Origin of the sequence: Streptomyces sp. NBC_01275, from assembly GCF_026340655.1 — a bacterium.
In the GTDB taxonomy this organism is placed as follows: domain Bacteria; phylum Actinomycetota; class Actinomycetes; order Streptomycetales; family Streptomycetaceae; genus Streptomyces.
This window is the reverse complement of sequence record NZ_JAPEOZ010000001.1, coordinates 346,934-362,562: the sequence shown is the minus strand read 5'-3', so window position 1 is coordinate 362,562 and position 15,629 is coordinate 346,934. Positions and strand designations below refer to the sequence as shown.

General features: G+C 68.8%; 11 protein-coding genes. 7 read left to right on the top strand and 4 right to left on the bottom strand.

The annotated features are described in order from the left end of the window. Positions 1-5: 5 nt before the first annotated feature. Together OG562_RS01540 and OG562_RS01535 are read right to left on the bottom strand one after the other, a co-directional pair. Positions 6-1,826, bottom strand: a complete 1,821-nt coding sequence (locus tag OG562_RS01540; protein ID WP_266392633.1) for a PEP-utilizing enzyme — start codon at positions 1,824-1,826, stop codon at positions 6-8. 21 nt (positions 1,827-1,847) lie between these two features. Continuing rightward, entirely contained in the window at positions 1,848-3,932 is a 2,085-nt protein-coding gene (locus tag OG562_RS01535) for an acetoacetate--CoA ligase (protein ID WP_266392630.1), read from the bottom strand. 154 nt (positions 3,933-4,086) lie between these two features. Between OG562_RS01535 and OG562_RS01530 the strand changes: the two genes are divergently transcribed. Beyond that, a complete protein-coding gene (locus tag OG562_RS01530; protein WP_266392628.1) occupies positions 4,087-4,866 on the top strand; it encodes an IclR family transcriptional regulator C-terminal domain-containing protein in 780 nt (259 codons plus the stop codon). Positions 4,867-4,894: 28 nt separating this feature from the next. Here the strand turns inward: OG562_RS01530 and OG562_RS01525 are convergent, their stop codons facing one another. Beyond that, positions 4,895-5,272, bottom strand: a complete 378-nt coding sequence (locus OG562_RS01525; RefSeq protein WP_266392625.1) for a MerR family transcriptional regulator — start codon at positions 5,270-5,272, stop codon at positions 4,895-4,897. Positions 5,273-5,392: 120 nt separating this feature from the next. Here OG562_RS01525 and OG562_RS01520 point away from each other — a divergent pair, with 120 nt between their 5' ends. Then, positions 5,393-6,316: an NADP-dependent oxidoreductase gene (locus tag OG562_RS01520; RefSeq protein WP_266392623.1), complete on the top strand. Its 924-nt coding sequence runs from the start codon at positions 5,393-5,395 to the stop codon at positions 6,314-6,316. Positions 6,317-6,488: 172 nt separating this feature from the next. Here OG562_RS01520 and OG562_RS01515 read toward each other — a convergent pair whose 3' ends face one another. After that, positions 6,489-8,981 (bottom strand): family 78 glycoside hydrolase catalytic domain, encoded by a 2,493-nt coding sequence (locus OG562_RS01515; protein ID WP_266392620.1) that lies wholly within the window; start codon positions 8,979-8,981, stop codon positions 6,489-6,491. A 766-nt stretch (positions 8,982-9,747) separates the two neighbouring features. On the opposite strand from OG562_RS01515, the gene OG562_RS01510 reads away from it, so the two are divergent. The 5 genes from OG562_RS01510 to OG562_RS01490 all read left to right on the top strand — a co-directional run bounded on the left by OG562_RS01510 (position 9,748) and on the right by OG562_RS01490 (position 15,594). Next, positions 9,748-11,304 (top strand): ABC transporter substrate-binding protein, encoded by a 1,557-nt coding sequence (locus OG562_RS01510; protein WP_266392613.1) that lies wholly within the window; start codon positions 9,748-9,750, stop codon positions 11,302-11,304. A gap of 48 nt (positions 11,305-11,352) precedes the next feature. Next, positions 11,353-12,294: an ABC transporter permease gene (locus OG562_RS01505; protein WP_266392610.1), complete on the top strand. Its 942-nt coding sequence runs from the start codon at positions 11,353-11,355 to the stop codon at positions 12,292-12,294. Then, entirely contained in the window at positions 12,291-14,042 is a 1,752-nt protein-coding gene (locus OG562_RS01500; protein ID WP_266392607.1) for a dipeptide/oligopeptide/nickel ABC transporter permease/ATP-binding protein, read from the top strand. The genes OG562_RS01505 and OG562_RS01500 overlap by 4 nt, the downstream gene beginning before the upstream one ends. Positions 14,043-14,083: 41 nt before the next feature. Further along, positions 14,084-14,920, top strand: a complete 837-nt coding sequence (locus OG562_RS01495; RefSeq protein ID WP_266408937.1) for an ATP-binding cassette domain-containing protein — start codon at positions 14,084-14,086, stop codon at positions 14,918-14,920. A gap of 77 nt (positions 14,921-14,997) precedes the next feature. Next, positions 14,998-15,594 carry a TetR/AcrR family transcriptional regulator gene (locus OG562_RS01490; protein ID WP_266392604.1) on the top strand — a complete coding sequence of 199 codons (597 nt, stop codon included), beginning with the start codon at positions 14,998-15,000 and terminating at the stop codon, positions 15,592-15,594. Positions 15,595-15,629: the final 35 nt, after the last annotated feature.

Sequence of the window (15,629 nt, the reverse complement as noted above, 5' to 3'; positions counted from 1 at the left end):
AGGAGTCAGTCGAGAATGGTGACGATGCCGCGGTCGCCGTCCACCCGCAGCCGCTGCCCCGTGGTGATCCGCTTGGTGGCGTGTCCCGTGCCGACGACGGCGGGCAGCCCGTACTCGCGGGCCACGATCGCCGCGTGCGACATGGTGCCGCCGATGTCCGAGACGGCGGCCGCGATCTTGCCGAAGACGGGCCCCCAGCTGGGCGCGGTCACCGGACAGACCAGCACCTCGCCCTCCCGCACCTGACCGATGTCGTTGGCGCTCATCAGCACCCGGGCGGTGCCCTCGACCACGCCCGGCGAGGCGGCGAACCCGCGCACCTCGTGGTCGCCCGCCTCGGCCGGTGTCGACCAGGCCTGGATGGTCTCCGCGGTGATGCCCCACAGCATGCGCACCGCCGGGTCGTTGAGCGCCTCGGGGACGGGGCCCAGCGCCGGCGGCGGGGACCAGCCCGCGAGGGTCTCCAGCATCCCCCTCCGCTCGGTGACCATTCTCTGGACCCTGGCCGACCCGACGGGCTTGGTTCCTGCCGCCCAGGCGAGCATCACATCGGTCAGGGCCTGGCCGACCTCGGTGTGGCTCAGCTGGAAGACGTCCTCGGTGTCGGCCAGGACACCCTGGTCGCGCAGCAGCTCACCGAACTCGCGGACCTTCCCGTAGAACTTCGTGGTGAAGTAGTGCTCGCAGTAGAAGTTGTGGTCCTCGATGAAGGGGAACACGGCTCTGGCCAGACCGAGCATCTGGTCGAAGGCCGCCTGCTCGTCCTCGCCGGACAGCAGGGAGCGGTATTCCTGGGCGATGCGTTCGCGCTCCGTCCTGAGCTGTTCCGTGGGGCGGTCGAGCAGCTCGCCGCGCCGTGCCTGGTCGACGTAGCCGGGCAACGCCGCGAACGGCACCGTGAGGTCGTCGTTCCAGCTGCGGTGGTGATGGTAGAAACCGGCGCCGGTCGACATGTTGAACCACGGCTCCCGCGCGTCGTCCAGGGCCGTCAGCCACCTCCGGCCGTCGTCCCCGCGGGCTGCGAGGGCGGCCAGTACCTTGTCCGGGTCGCAGCCCTCGACGAACAGATCGTCGACGCCGTACTCGACGGCAAGCTTCGCCAGCTTCTTCAGCTCGTCGTCGGGGCGATAGAGGATCACGTCGATCCCCGCGACCATCCGGGCGACGTCCTGGTCGGGGATCTCGGGGAACGACGTCTTGCAGAACTCGAAGAACACCACGTAGGCGCCGTACCCCAGCATCAGGAACTCCGAGTGGTGGTGCCACATCTTGGAGTACAGGTCCATGAGCCGGTTGTAGTTCTCGCGCAGGTAGTGGTTCTGTGCCACGCCCTTCGCCTGGAAGATCACGTCCGCGTCCTCGAACTCGGACAGCCGTGGCACCTCGATCCGCTGCACTTCGTCGATCAGGCCGGTGATGCGGGTGACCCAGCCCTGGTAGAGCTCGTCCCAGTTCTCGTAGTAGTGGCCCGCCCGCTCGCTGAACAGCGCGAGCCTGCGCTGGATCTCCTCCGGGTCGGTCACCGGGTTGGCGGTGATGTACACCCGGCCGTTGACGATGCGGTGCTCAATGCCGAGCGTGGTGGGGAAGACGAACATGCGCGCCGTATTGGCGCCGAGAGCGGTGTAGGGCGCCTCCGCCGTGACGGCGTCGAACGCGGGCATCGGCTCGGGGAAGTGCATCGCGTTGTAGAACCAGAACCGCTGGTCGTCCTCGGGCTGGAAGCGGGTGTAATAGGGGTACATCGACGCCCAGTCCTCGGCGCCCGCGACGTCGGTGAGCTCGGAGGGAAGAGGGAAGGAAGAGACGGGTCTGGCATCGTTCACGGTGCTCTCCAAGGGTGCGGCTCAGCCTGCGGTGGTGGCGGCAACGGTCAGGGGATAGTCGCGCTGGGTACGGGCGTACCGGGCGAGGGCGTCGAGTGCGCGGGAGTCGGCCACCGTGCTGCGGTCGGCCGCCTGCTCGACGGGTGTGCCGAGCAGGATCCTGCGCGCCGGCACCTCGAGCTTCTTGCCGGTCAGGGTGGTCGGGACGGCCGGGACCTGGATGATCCTGTCCGGTACGTGCCGGGGGCTGTACTCCTGGCGGAGCCGGGTGCGGATCGCGTCCTCGAGACCGGGGTCGAGGGCCACGCCCTCATCGAGGGCGACGAACAGCGGCATGAAGAACTTCTCGTCCGGCAGGTCGAGACTCACGACCAAGGCCGCGGAGACCTGGTCCAGGGCTTCGACCACGCGGTAGATCTCCGCGGTGCCGATACGCACACCCTGCCGGTTGAGCGTGGCGTCGGACCGGCCCAGCACGAAGCAGCCACCGCGCGTGTTGACCTTGAAGAAGTCTCCGTGCCGCCAGACACCGGGGAAGTCCTCGAAGTACGAGCGGCGGTACCGCTCGTCCCCGTCCGGACCCCAGAACGTCACCGGCATGGACGGCATGGGCTCGGTGATGACCAACTCGCCGACCCCGTCGACGATTTCGTGACCGTTCTCGTCGTACGCGTACGCCGCGACACCGAGGGACCGTGCCTGCATCTCACCGGCGTACACGGGGAGGGTGGGCACCCCGCCGACGAAGCCGGTGCAGCAGTCGGTGCCGCCGCTACCGGTCGTGACCCACAGATCCGCCTTGACGTTGCGGTAGAACCAGGCGGTGCACTGCGGTGACACCGGTGAACCGGCCGGCATGACCGTGCGCAGGGCCGACAGGTCGTAGCGCTCGCCGGGCACGATGCCGGACTTGCTCATGAGGTCGACATAGGCCGGACTGGCGCCGAAGAAGGTGGTCCTGGCGTCCTGCGCGATCCGCCACAGCACGTCCGGCTCCGGATGGGCCGGGTTCCCGTCGTACAGCACCGGGCAGGCCCCGACCAGCAGGGAGCTGATCAGGAAGTTCCACATCATCCAGCCGGTGGTGGTGAAGAACAGCGGCCGGTCGCCCTCGCGCAGGTCCATATGGAAGGTCTGCAGCTTCAGCTGCTCCAGCAGGATGCCGCCGTGGCCGTGCACGATCGCTTTGGGCAGCCCTGTCGTCCCGGAGGAGAAGAGCACCCACAGCGGGTGGTCGAAGGGAACATGCTCGAACGCGAAGTCCTCGGCCGACACGGGCGGGTGGTCGAGAACCTCCTCCCACCGCAGGCCACCGTCGACGACCGGCCGGGTGTCCCCGTCGCCGGGTCCGGGCAGGTGGATGACGTGCTCCAGGCCCGGCAGGGCCTCGGCGATGAGGCGTGCCTCCTCCCGGCGGTCGAAGGTCTTCCCGCCGTAGCGGTAGCCGTCGACGCAGAACAGGACCTTCGGACGCAGCTGGCCGAACCGGTCGACCACGCCTCGCGATCCGAAGTCCGGGGAGACACTCGCCCAGACCGCGCCCACGGCCGTCGTCGCGAGCATCGCGATCGCGGCCTGCGGCACGTTCGGCAGATAGCCGCAGACGCGGTCGCCAGGACGTACCCCGAGCGAGCGCAGCCGGGTCGCCAGGATGCGCACCTGGCCCGCGAGATCCTCCCACGGCAACCCGGCCGGAGCAGCGCCCTCCGAGCAGAACAGCAAGGCGTCGGTCCCGGGGCGTTCGTGGCGCAGGACGTGCTCGGCATAGTTCAGCCGGGCCCCGGGAAACCACTGCGCACCCGGCATGTCCCGGCTGCCGAGCACCGCGGAGTACGGCGTCACTGACCGGATGCCGAAGTAGTCCCACAGCGCACCCCAGAAACCCTCCAGGTCGGTGACGGACCAGCGCCACAGCTCGTCGTAATCGTCGAACCGAAGCCCGCGCTCGCGGACCAGCCAGTCCAGGAAGCCCGTCATGTTCGCCTCGGCAAGCAGCTGCGGGCCGGGCGTCCACAGCAGCTCGCCTTCCGCCACCATCACGGGCTCGTCGGCCGTGCCGGGCCTCGAATCAGGGACCGGTGAGCTCGCTGCTGCCTTGACGGCCATGTCGCCTCCTTGCGTCACGGGACGAACGGTCCACGACAGGCCATAGCCCAGGCAATCATCGCCTGCTAACTTTTCACCCAGTGAAATCGATATGGCATCTCCGCAGGTGAGAGCAGGTCCCATGCGGAACTACCAGGTGAAAACGATCAGCTCCTTGGAACGCGGGCTTCAGGTGCTGCGGGTCCTTCAGGAGATGCGTGCCGCGAGCCTGCACGATCTGCACCAGGCAACCGGCATCCCCAAGGCCACGCTGCTCCGGATCCTTCACACATGCAACCAGCAGGACCTGGTGTGGCAGCGGCTGGCCGACGGGGCGTTCATCGCGAGCCTCAGACCTCAGCGCGCCCCGTACGACGACGCCGAGTGGCTCGGCGAACTGGCGTCGCAGGTTCTGGAAGAGCTGTGCGAACGCGTGATGTGGCCCTCCGTACTGACCGTGCCACGCCTCGATTACATGGAGACGATCGACACGAACAGCCCGAAGGCCTACTTCGACGAGGTCGTACCCGTCGCTCCCATCGGCTTCCGCTCGCACATGCTGCTCGGGGCCTCGGGCCGGGCCTACATCGCCTTCTCTCCCGAGCGGGAGCGGGAAGCGGTCCTGCGCCGCCTCCGCGAGCACGACGCCCCCGGGAACGAGTACGCCCACGACGCTGGATGGCTGCGCCGTCTGCTGGCGACCACTCGGTCACGTGGGTACAGCGTGCGGGCACCGGAGTACGACTTCGACGGCCGCAACTCGATCGCCGTTCCGATCCGTGTGCATGGAGAGGTGCTGGGGTGCGTCAACGTGACCTGGCGCAGGACGGTCATGTCCGCACAGGAAGTGGCGCGTCGTCACCTGGATGACCTGCAGGAAGCGGTGCGCCGGATCGAGGAAGGGGTCGCGGCTGAGGCCCCACGACGACTGGGCGGCCCCGCCGCGGGCGCGTGAGGCCCGATGGCGCGTCCGGCGCCGCAGATCAGTCGACCGCTGCCACCCGCAGCGCCTCACGATGGGTTCGGGCAGTGGTCATCAGCGCGTCGAGGGCGTCCCGCGTACGGACGAGGTCGGCGATGTGCCGGGTCAACCGGTCGTGCTCCTGCTCCATGCGCTCCAGCGCGGCGTCGGAGTTGCTCTCACTGGGTGCGTCGACGCACGGCAGCAGTTCCGTGATCGTACGGCTGGACAGCCCGCCGGCGAACAACCGTTGGACGAATTCGACCCGCTCCACGTCGATGTCCGTGTAGTGCCGCTGCCCGCTGGCACTACGGGTGCTGGTGAGCAGACCCTGCTCCTCGTAGTAACGCAGGGAGCGGACGCTGACGCCGGAACGGGATGCCAGCTCGCCGATCCGCATGTCGCCCCCACCTTGTGACCCTCGACACGGGTCTTGCCTCTGACACCAATGTGAGGTTCTAGCGTAGCGGTCGTGCCCGAGCCCCGGGCGTCATGGACCAAGAGGAACGGTGAGAGGCATATGCGAGCGGTTGTCGCCCGGCGCTACGGCGGCCCCGAGGCCCTGGAACTGATGGAGATCGACAAGCCGGAGCCCGGTGCCGGATCGGTGCTGATACGGGTGAAGGCCGCGGGGGTCAACCCGGTCGACTGGCACGTCGTCGCCGGCCACCTCGACTCGATCCTGGAGGTGAGTCTTCCGTTGGTGCCGGGCTTCGACGTCGCGGGCGTGATTGAGGCCGTCGGCCCGGGTGTCACGGAGTTCTCCGCCGGTGACGAGGTTTTCGGCTATGTCCGGACGGAGCAGGTGCAGCACGGCACCTACGCGGAGTTCGTCGCCGCGCCCGTGCACACCCTCGCGGGCAGGCCCGCGTCGCTGACCTGGCAGCAGGCGGCCGGCCTTCCGCTCGTCGGGCTCACCGCGTTGCAGTCGCTGTCCCGGGTGGGTGTCCGGTCGGGGGAGACGGTCCTGGTGCACGCGGCGGCCGGCGGTGTCGGTTCCGTGGCCGTGCAGATCGCCGTGGCCAGGGGCGCCCGGGTCATCGGTACGGCCAGCGAAGGCAACCACGAGTTCCTGCGCTCCCTGGGCGCCGAACCCGTCGTCTACGGCGATGGCCTGGCCGAGCGCGTGCGGGAGCTGGCTCCCGAGGGTGTGGACGCTGCCGTGGACTGCGTGGGTGGTGACGCCGTGGCTGTCTCCCAGGAACTGCTGAAGGACCCCTCCCGGGTCGCCTCGATCGTCGATCCCGAGGTGACTCAGCGCGGCGGACACCAGGTATGGACGCAGCCCGTTCCCTCGGACCTCGCCGCCCTCGCGAGCCTCGCGGACGCCGGCGAGCTCACCGTCCACATCGACCGTGTGCTGCCCTTGGCGGAGGCCGCCGACGCCTTCCGCCTCAGCGAGACCGGCCGGGTCCGGGGCAAGATCGTGCTTGAGATCGGCTGACCATGGGGGTGGTGCGACGAAAGGGGTGGTTCGTAAGCGCGGTCTCTTCCGCGAGGGAATCCTGGACCGGCTGACCGTCGGCAGTAACTTCACCGAGACCGGAACCGACTCGTACCGCCTTTCTCACACCTGTGCGCAGCAGGCAGCGACCAACACAGGGTGACCTGAGGTTTCACACTGTGAAGGCCAGCCGGAGGTGCCCGGCGCCGTGCCGCTGCTCCTGCCCGTCGGGCAGCACCAGTACGTACGGCAACGGGCTGTCCACCTCGATGCCCGTGGCGTCGAATGCGACCGACAGCAGGCCCACCGGAGTCGGCGCCGCACCCTCGACCCGTTCCAGCAGGCCGTAGGCGGGGGCCACACGGGCACGGCCGAATCCCGGCTCGCCGGGGGTGACGCCGAGGACGTGGGTGACCAGGTCGCGGGTGGGGGTCGAACTCCAGCCGTGGACCGGTGATCCCCAGTCCCAGCACTCACCGAAGGTGTCGTAGCCGTCGCGGAGGAAGGCGCTCCAGTCACGCATCGCACCGATCAGCTCGGCGGTTCTTCCGGCGACGGCCGCCGCGTCGTGGACCAGGTAGCTGAGGAAGGGCTGGGCCCGGACGACTTCTTCCTCGGCGTCCCAGTCGACGCGCCGGACACCGCGCAGTTCGTCCCCGATCTTCCGGTCGTCGTAGCCGCCGTCGCCACCGATCCAGGACCGGGTGACCAGACGCGTGGGGTCCATGACGCGGTCGATGATCCGCTGGTGGCGGTGTGTGGGAGCGAGACCCGAGACGACGGCGGCGGCGCCGGCCGCCTGGGAGGTCGCGGGCTGAGGTGTGCCTTGCACGATGTGGTCCAGGTAGGTTCCGCGCCGCTCGTCCCAGAACATCTCGAAGCCGTCGCGGACCCGCTCCCACAGGCCGTTCGCCCAGGCCGCGTCGCCGTGGTTGCCGAGCAGGACGCTGATGTCGGCGTATTCGCGCAGGCCCCGCGCCCACAGGGCGGTGACGACGGAACTCGCGCCGGTGGCGAACACGCTCGACCAGTCCACCAGGTTCCACTCGGGTACGTCGCTGAGTACGCCGTCGCCGGTGAGATGGGGCAGATACCAGGCCAGAATCCGCCGTGCGGTGGGGGCGAGTTCCGCCAGCAGGTCGCGGTCGGCGGTGTAGCGGTAGAGGTTGTGGACGCCGTGCAGCCAGTGCAGGGACCAGTCCGGGATGGTCGTACCACCGCTCTGCTCGATCTCGCCGACCACACTCATCGGCAGGATGCCGTCCGGGCGCGGTGAGTTGCCCAGTTCCACGTACCGGCGGGCGAGCCGCCAGTCGGTGGAGGTGGTCAGGTGCACCATCTGATGCACCACGCCATCCCCGACCCAGGCGCGCTGCTCGCGGGTCGGACAGTCGGTGAAGGCGTCGTGGGAGTTGAGCTCCACGGTGCGCACCCCGGCCGTGTAGAGGGCGTCCAGTTCGGGATCGCTGCTGCGGAAATACGCGTTCCCGGCGCGGGGGTAGAGGTGTTCCCGCACCTCGATCCCGTTGACGCGGACCGGGCCGTCGCCGCTGATCAGGGCGTGCAGATAGCGGAAGCCATTGACCTCCAGGGCCTCGAAACGGTCCGCGTGGCCACGGGCGGTGTATCGGGCACCGGTGTTCGGGGACGACATCGGCTCCGGCACACCGGGTCTGTGCGGTGACTCCCGGTACATCAGGTCGACCCGTGTGCCCCGAGGCGCGTCCAGGTCAACCGTCAGGAAGCCGCAGACGATCCGCCCCATGTCGACGACCAGGTGCTGGTCTTTGCCCGGGCCGGGAGCCAGTTCCACCGGGAACACGGCCGTGGTGGGAGCCGGACACGACGGATCGCCGAGGTGGGCGCGGACTCGGGCGACCGGATGAGGATGGTCCGCCGCGGCCTCGGCCGACAGGGCCGCCGCGACCATGGCCGGGGTGAGCCGGGCACCGCCGAGCGGTCCGATCGGGCGGGGGAGGAGCGGCCCGTAGGGGTCGGTGGGCGGCCGACTTCGGGCCAGGGCGCCCATGTGGAGGGCGGGGGTGATGTGCGCGGGGCGCCAAGCGGCGTCGGGCGCTCCGGTCTTCCAGTCGTGGGGGAGCATGCGCGCGTCGAGGCATTCGACGGGGAGGCCGTCGATTCCTTCGGCGGCGGCGATGTGCCAGGCGCCGGGGTCCAGCACCTGCCAGGTGTCGTCCGTCACCAGCAGCCGGTCACCGAGATCCGCTTCGAGGACGAGCACCGCGTCCCGGCCGAGGGTCGCGTTCGCGACGGCCGGCTGCCAGAAGGAGTTGGCCTGGCCGTAGTAGGTGACCAGGACGACCAGGGTGTTCTCGCCCTGCCGTGCGAGCGGCGCCAGATCCAGATCGTCGTAGTGCAGCCGCCGGGGCTGCGAACGTACGGGGCCGCGCCCGGCCTCCGCTCCGTTGAGGTGGACGACGTAGCGGGCGTCGGCGGTGATCCGGGCCGGTATGAAGCCCGGCACGGCAGTCAGGGTGAAGGACGTGCGGAACAGATACCGGCCGAACGGGGCGCGGGAGACCGGGTGGCCAAAGCCCGCCAGTTCGGGTTGTTGCGCCTTCGGCCCGATCCAGTGCCCCTGCCAGGACGGGTCCCGCAGGACCACGGGGGAGGTGCGCGAGGGAGACGGGACGGCAGCGTGCATGGCGCACCTTTCAGGACAGCCTCGTCAGGACAGGTGAAGCAGGCACAGTAGAGCACACCTCCCAACTAGTTGGTAGGGGACGCGGCAGGGCTTTACAGGGAGGAAGGCCGAACGGAGTCCAGACTTATGAATCGATTCACACTCTCCCGTCGGCCTGACGGAGGGTGTGGAGGTATGCCCAGACCCCCACCCCGTCGACGTGTCGACGATTGCCCTCGTGGCGCGGCTTTTGGGGGCCTGCTGCAGGCTCATGTGGCTGGAAAACGCCTACTTTGGCGCGCTCCATTCGGTGCCTGAACGGTGGCCGCATTGCAGTCTGAGAGGTTAAAACGTTTCACGCAGAAGGCTTGCCTGTGTCCGCTGGGGCAGCTACGTTACGGCCACATCTCGCACCGGCAGGATCGGCTGAGCGCGAGCTGTCGGTGGGGTCGACAGGTCCGCGAGCGGCACGTCCGCCCGTCCGGGTCGCCCACGCTTCGCTATCGCGTTTCGCCGCATCAGGGGACCCCTCATGTCCGAACGTCAAGAAGCCTGAACCCGAACCGGCACCCTCCACGGGTTGCTGTGGAGTCCGGCCGGCAGGCCGGAGCGCCGCCCTGTCCTGCCGCCGGTCCCGCCTTTCGCATCGGGTGTCTCCCGGCCCTTTCGCTTCGGGTGTCTCCCGGCACCCGTCGGGTGGGCCGCCGTCGGCGGTTTCGATCCGCACCCGTCCGACCCGACCTCGTCAACCTTCCTCTATACGTTTACCAATGCAAAGGAGCATCTCATGGTGGGCATGGATCGCCGCTCGTTCGGCAAGGGCATGCTGGGACTCGGCTTCGGGGCCCTCGTGGCAGGATCGGCGGTCGGCTGCACCAGCGCGACCGGTGCCGCCGGCAGCGGTGCCGGCGGCACCGCCGGATCGAAGACGCTGAGCCTGGCGCTCGACATGGCCTACGGCTCATTCGACCCGGCCAAGCAGCAGAGCGCCTTCTCCCTCGTCCTGCCCTGGCAGGCATGCTTCGACACGCTGCTCAGATACGAGCCCGACGGCACCGTCTCCCCGAACGCGGCCGAGAGCTACACGTTCAACGACGACAAGACGGAACTGACCCTCGTGATCCGCTCCGGGATGCGGTTCACCGACGGCACGGCAGTCGACGCGGCCGCGGTCAAGGCTTCGCTTGAGCACATGAAGAATGGTGGGGGTTCCGACGCCGGCCGTCTGGCCGACGTCACCGTCACCGTCAAGGACGCCTCGACGGTGGTGCTGACCACACCGAAGCCGAAGGGTCTGCTGCCGACGTTTCTCTGCCTGGCCCCGGGCATCATCTCCAGCCCGAAGTCGCACACCGCCAAGAATCGCGACACCACTCCCGTCGGCTCCGGTCCGTACAAGCTGGACGCGGCGGCCACCACCACGGGCTCCACCTACACCTTCGTGCGCAACGAGGACTACTGGAACAAGGCCGCGTACGCCTACGACAAGATCGTCATGCGGCAGATGACCGACATCACCGCCCGGGTCAACGCCCTCAAGTCCGGTCAGATCAATGCCGCTCCGATCAGCTCGCAGACCACGACCGAGGTCCAGTCGTCCGGCCTGACCCTGCTGAAGAACGAGGTGAACTGGGCGGGGCTCTTCCTCGGCGACCCGGAGGGCAAGGTCATCCCCGCGCTGAAGCACGTCGAGGTGCGCCGGGCCATCAACATGGTCTTCGACCGCCAGGCGATCCTGAAGGCGCTCTTCCAGGGCCAGGGCAAGGTCACCAACCAGATCTTCCACAACGGCAGCCCGGCCTATCTGGCCGGCATGGTCGACCACTACGCGTACGACGTGGCGAAGGCCAAGAAGCTGATGAAGAAGGCCGGCTACGCGGACGGCTTCAGCTTCGAGCTCCCCGCCATCCCCGGCCTGGAGTTCGCCACGCCGCTGATCACCCAGCAGCTGGGACTGCTGGGCATCAAGGCCAAGCAGGCGAAGATAGCCGCCAACCAGGTCCTCCCCGCGCTGTTCAGCGGCAAGTACCCGATCTTCTTCACCTTCATGGAGTCGCGCACCCCGCTGTGGGACCTCGTCCAGACCGTGGCGCCCGAGGCGGTCTGGAACGTCACCCACACGGCCGACGCCCGGCTGCAGCCGCTGCTGGACAAGGCCCAGGTGCTCGACGGCGCCGCGGCCGCCGAGAACGCACAGGCGGCCAACGAGTTCCTCGTCGAGCAGGCCTGGTTCTGCCCGTGGGTGCTGCCGACCAACTTCTACGCGACGGACAAGACGACGTCCGCGCGGCCGTACCTGGGCAGCGTCGTCCCGTATCTGCGGAGCTTCAAGCCGGCCGCCTGACAGGCGGCCGGCGGAAGAACGAGGAAGTACAGCGAGGAAAGGGAAACCATGCTGAGGTTCGCGGTGCGGCAGCTGCTGTCGGGCATCGTCCTCACGATCGTCGTCACAGCCGTCACCTACGCGCTGGTGTTCAGCGACGGCACGGGGATCGCCCGGCGCGTGCTGGGCCAGAGCGCCACCCAGGCACAAGTCACCGCCAAGATCACGGAGCTAGGTCTCGACCAGCCTGTAGCCGCCCAGTACCTCAAGTGGCTCGGGGGGCTGGTCCGGGGAGATCTGGGCGCCAGCTACTTCACCGGCGAGCCGGTGACGAACATGCTGGCCACCCGGGTCCCCGTGACGCTGGCGGTCATCGTGCCCGCGCTGCTGTTCACCATGATCCTCAGCGTGCTCGTCGGGGTCACCGCCGCCGTGCGCGGCGGCGGGCTGGACCGCTTCCTTCAGGTGGCAGGCGTCGTCGGGGCCGCGATCCCGAACTTCGTGGTCGCGATCGTGCTGGTTTTCGCCTTCGCGATCGCCCTTCGGGCCTTCCCGGCTACCGGGTACGTCTCGCCGGACGTGGATCCGGTCGGCTGGGCCCGTTCGCTGGCCCTGCCGGTGCTGGCCGTACTGATCGGTTCGGTCGCCGGGGCCGCCCAGCAGTTCCGCGGAGCCGTCATCGACGTCCTGGAACAGGACTTCGTCCGCACGCTCCGGTCCAGGGGCATCAGTGAGCGGGCCGTGATCTTCCGCCATGTGCTGCGCAACGCGGCCGGACCGGGCCTGACGATCCTCTCGCTCCAGACGGTCGCCGTGATGGGCGGCGTCGTGATCATCGAGCGGGTTTTCGCCCTGCCGGGCATGGGGCTGCTCGCCAACGATTCCGCGGTTCAGGGCGACATCCCGGCCGTCATGGGATCGGTGCTGTTCAGCATCGTCGTCGTCCTCATCGTCAACATCGCCGTCGACCTGCTGGTCGGCTGGCTCAATCCGAAGGCGCGCGTGTCATGACGGTCAAACGACTATTGCGCAATCCCCTGGGCCTGGTCGGTTCCGTGGCACTCCTGCTGATCGTGCTGTTCGGCCTCTGCTCCTCCTTCCTCGCTCCGCACGACCCGAACGAGGCACGGCTGGAGCTGACCAACGCTCCCCCCTTGACCAGCGGCTTCCTGCTCGGCGGTGACCAGTCCGGACGGGACGTCCTGTCCCGGCTGATGCACGCCACGCTCGGAACCCTGACCGCCTCCTCGGTCATGTTGCTGGTGGCGCTGGTGCTCGGAGTCACCTCCGGCCTGGCCGCCGGCTACTTCGGTGGCCGTCTCGACACCGTGGCCTCCTGGGTGTCCAACACGGTCATGGCACTTCCGGGCCTGGTGCTGCTGATCGCGCTGTACTCGGTGATCGGGCCGTCGACCCTGACCGCGATGGCGGTGTTCGGTGTGCTGATCGCCCCCTCCTACCACCGGCTGGTCCGCACGCTGGTGCTCGGCGTACGGCGGGAGCTGTACGTGGACGCCGCCAAGGTGGCGGGCCTGACCGACGCACGGATCATCTTCCGGCACGTGCTCCGCGCCGTCCGGGCGCCGGTCGTCGTGCAGAGCTCGTTCGTCCTGAGTGCGGGCATCGCCATCCAGGCCGGACTGGAGTTCCTGGGACTCGGCGACCCGACGGCGCCCTCTTGGGGCGGAATGCTCCAGGACGCGTTCAACAACATCTACGTGGCTCGGCTCAACGTGCTCTGGCCCGCGCTCCTGATCACCGCGACCACCCTGTGCCTGGTGCTCGTCGGCAACGCGCTGCGGGACGTCCTGCAGACCGCGCACACCCAGGCCCGGCCGCTGCACCCCAAAGCGGTCGCGCGGCTGCGTGCCGGCCACCGTCTCTCCGCCGGGAGTACCGAGTCCGAAGCCGCTGTGAGGTCCATAGCCTCCGACTCGGCGTCGACGGACGTGCTGCTGAGCGTGCGGGACCTGGTTGTCGGATATCCCACCACCGACGCGCGGCTGAAGACCGTCGTCCACGGCGTCAGCCTGGAGCTGCGCCGCGGCGAGGTCCTCGGCCTCGTCGGCGAGTCGGGCTCGGGCAAGTCGCAGACGGCCTTCTCCGTCCTCGGCATCCTGCCGCGCCAGGCGGTCGTCCTCGGTGGTGCCGTCACCTTCGACGGCCTGGACCTGCGCGACGGCAAGGTCCTGCGCGAGGTGCGAGGCAAACGCATCGGCTATGTGCCACAGGAGCCGATGTCGAACCTCGACCCGTCGTTCACCGTCGGCGCGCAGCTCAGCCACGGCCTGCGAGCAGTCAAAGACATCAGCAGGGCCCAGGCACGCCGGGAACTCACGGAACTGCTCGGCCGGGTCGGCATCAAGGACCCGCGACGCACCTTCGACGCCTATCCCCACCAGATCTCCGGCGGTATGGCGCAGCGCGTCCTGATCGCCGGTGCCGTGGCAACGGAACCGGACCTGATCATCGCGGACGAACCCACCACCGCCCTGGACGTCACCGTGCAGGCCGAGGTGCTCGACCTGATACGCGTCCTCCAGCAGGAACGTGGGATGGCAGTCCTCCTGGTGACGCACAACTTCGGTGTCGTCGCCGACATCTGTGACCGCGTCAGTGTGATGAGACAGGGAGCCGTCGTGGAGACCAACGACACCGAGGGCCTGTTCCGCGCGCCGCAGGAGGCGTACACGCGAACGCTGCTCGATTCGATGCTGGACGGCTCCGTCGTCCGCGAGCCCTGGACGAGGTCGGCATGAACGAGCACGGCGTGAACGAGCACGGCGTGAACGCGTGCCGGATGGACGAACCCGGCATGAACGACGACGCGCTGCTGAGCGTCTCGGATCTGCGGGTCGCCTATCCGGTGCGGGGATGGCGGTCCCGACCCGTCGAGGTGTTGAAGGGCGTCTCTCTGAACATCCGGCCCGGTGAGACCCTCGGTCTGGTGGGCGAGTCCGGCTCCGGTAAGACCACGGTCGGCAGGGCCGTTCTGGGCCTCGCGCCGGTGACCGGCGGATCGATCAGGCTGGGCGGGGTCGAGTTGACCACACTGAGTACGAAGGAGCGCCGCCGCACCGCTCAGAACGTCCAGGTCGTCTTTCAGGACCCCTACTCCTCGCTCAACCCGTCCATGACCATCGAGGAGATCCTGACCGAACCCCTGCTCCGGCAGGGCCGGGAGACGGGCCGTGACCGGGTGCGCCGACTGCTGGACCGGGTCGGGCTGCCCGCCGACGCCGGACAGCGGCTCGCGAGGGAGTTCTCAGGCGGCCAGCGGCAGCGCATCGCCATCGCCCGGGCGCTGGCCCTCAGGCCCGGACTGATCGTCTGCGACGAACCCACCAGCGCGCTCGACCTGTCCACCCAGACGACGGTGCTGGACCTGTTCCTCGAGATCCAGCAGGACACGGCGTGCGCCTACCTCTTCATCAGCCACGACCTGGCCGTGGTGCGCCGGATGAGTCATCGGGTCGCGGTGCTGCTGCACGGCGAGATCGTCGAGGAGGGAGACGCCGACCAGGTGTGCGATCGGCCACAACACCCGTACACCCAACGCCTGCAGTTGGCCGCACCCGTGGCCGATCCCGTACGTCAACGTGAGCGCCGACTGGCCCGGCAGCCATTCCGACAGTGAGCGGCACGGCCGGGGAGCCCGGACCGGCGTGGAACCCTGCACAGCTGTGATTGATCAGGCCCATATCATGGAGCGACATGGACAGAAACGGCCGCTCCGGCGGTGGATCCGGCGCCGGGCGCGAGCGCATCCTGAAGGCGGCGCTGGACGTGTTCTCCGCACGCGGTTTCCGTGCCGGGAGCCTCAATGACATCGCCGAGGCAGCAGGCCTGACAAGGGCCGGACTGCTCCACTACTACCCGAACAAGCAGGCCGTCCTGCTGGCTCTGCTGGAGCAGCGGGACGCCGAGCTGCACGTCGTGCAGCCTGACCTCGGCCTGACGTTGCTGGAAATCCTGGAGAACCTGGACGCGTTCACCGCTCAGGTGGTCGGCGACCGGGCGCTTGTCCAGCTCGCGCACATCCTCACGGCGGAAGCCTCGGGTGAGGAACACCCGGCCAGGGAGTGGGTGGCCAGGCGGTACGCGACCCTGCGCGGGGTACTGGCGGATGCGGTACGGCGCTCCATCGAGGCCGGCGAGCTGCGTGCGGACGTGGACCCCGAGGTTTTCGCCGCACTCGTCCTGGCTGTCGGCGAGGGAGCGGAGAACCAGTGGCTGGTGAACCCGGAGACCGTGGATCCAGTGATGGTCACCCGCCAACTGCGGCTGCTGTGCGAAGCAGCCCGACCCTGACCCCGCGCCACCGGCGCCGCGCGCCGGACAAGCCA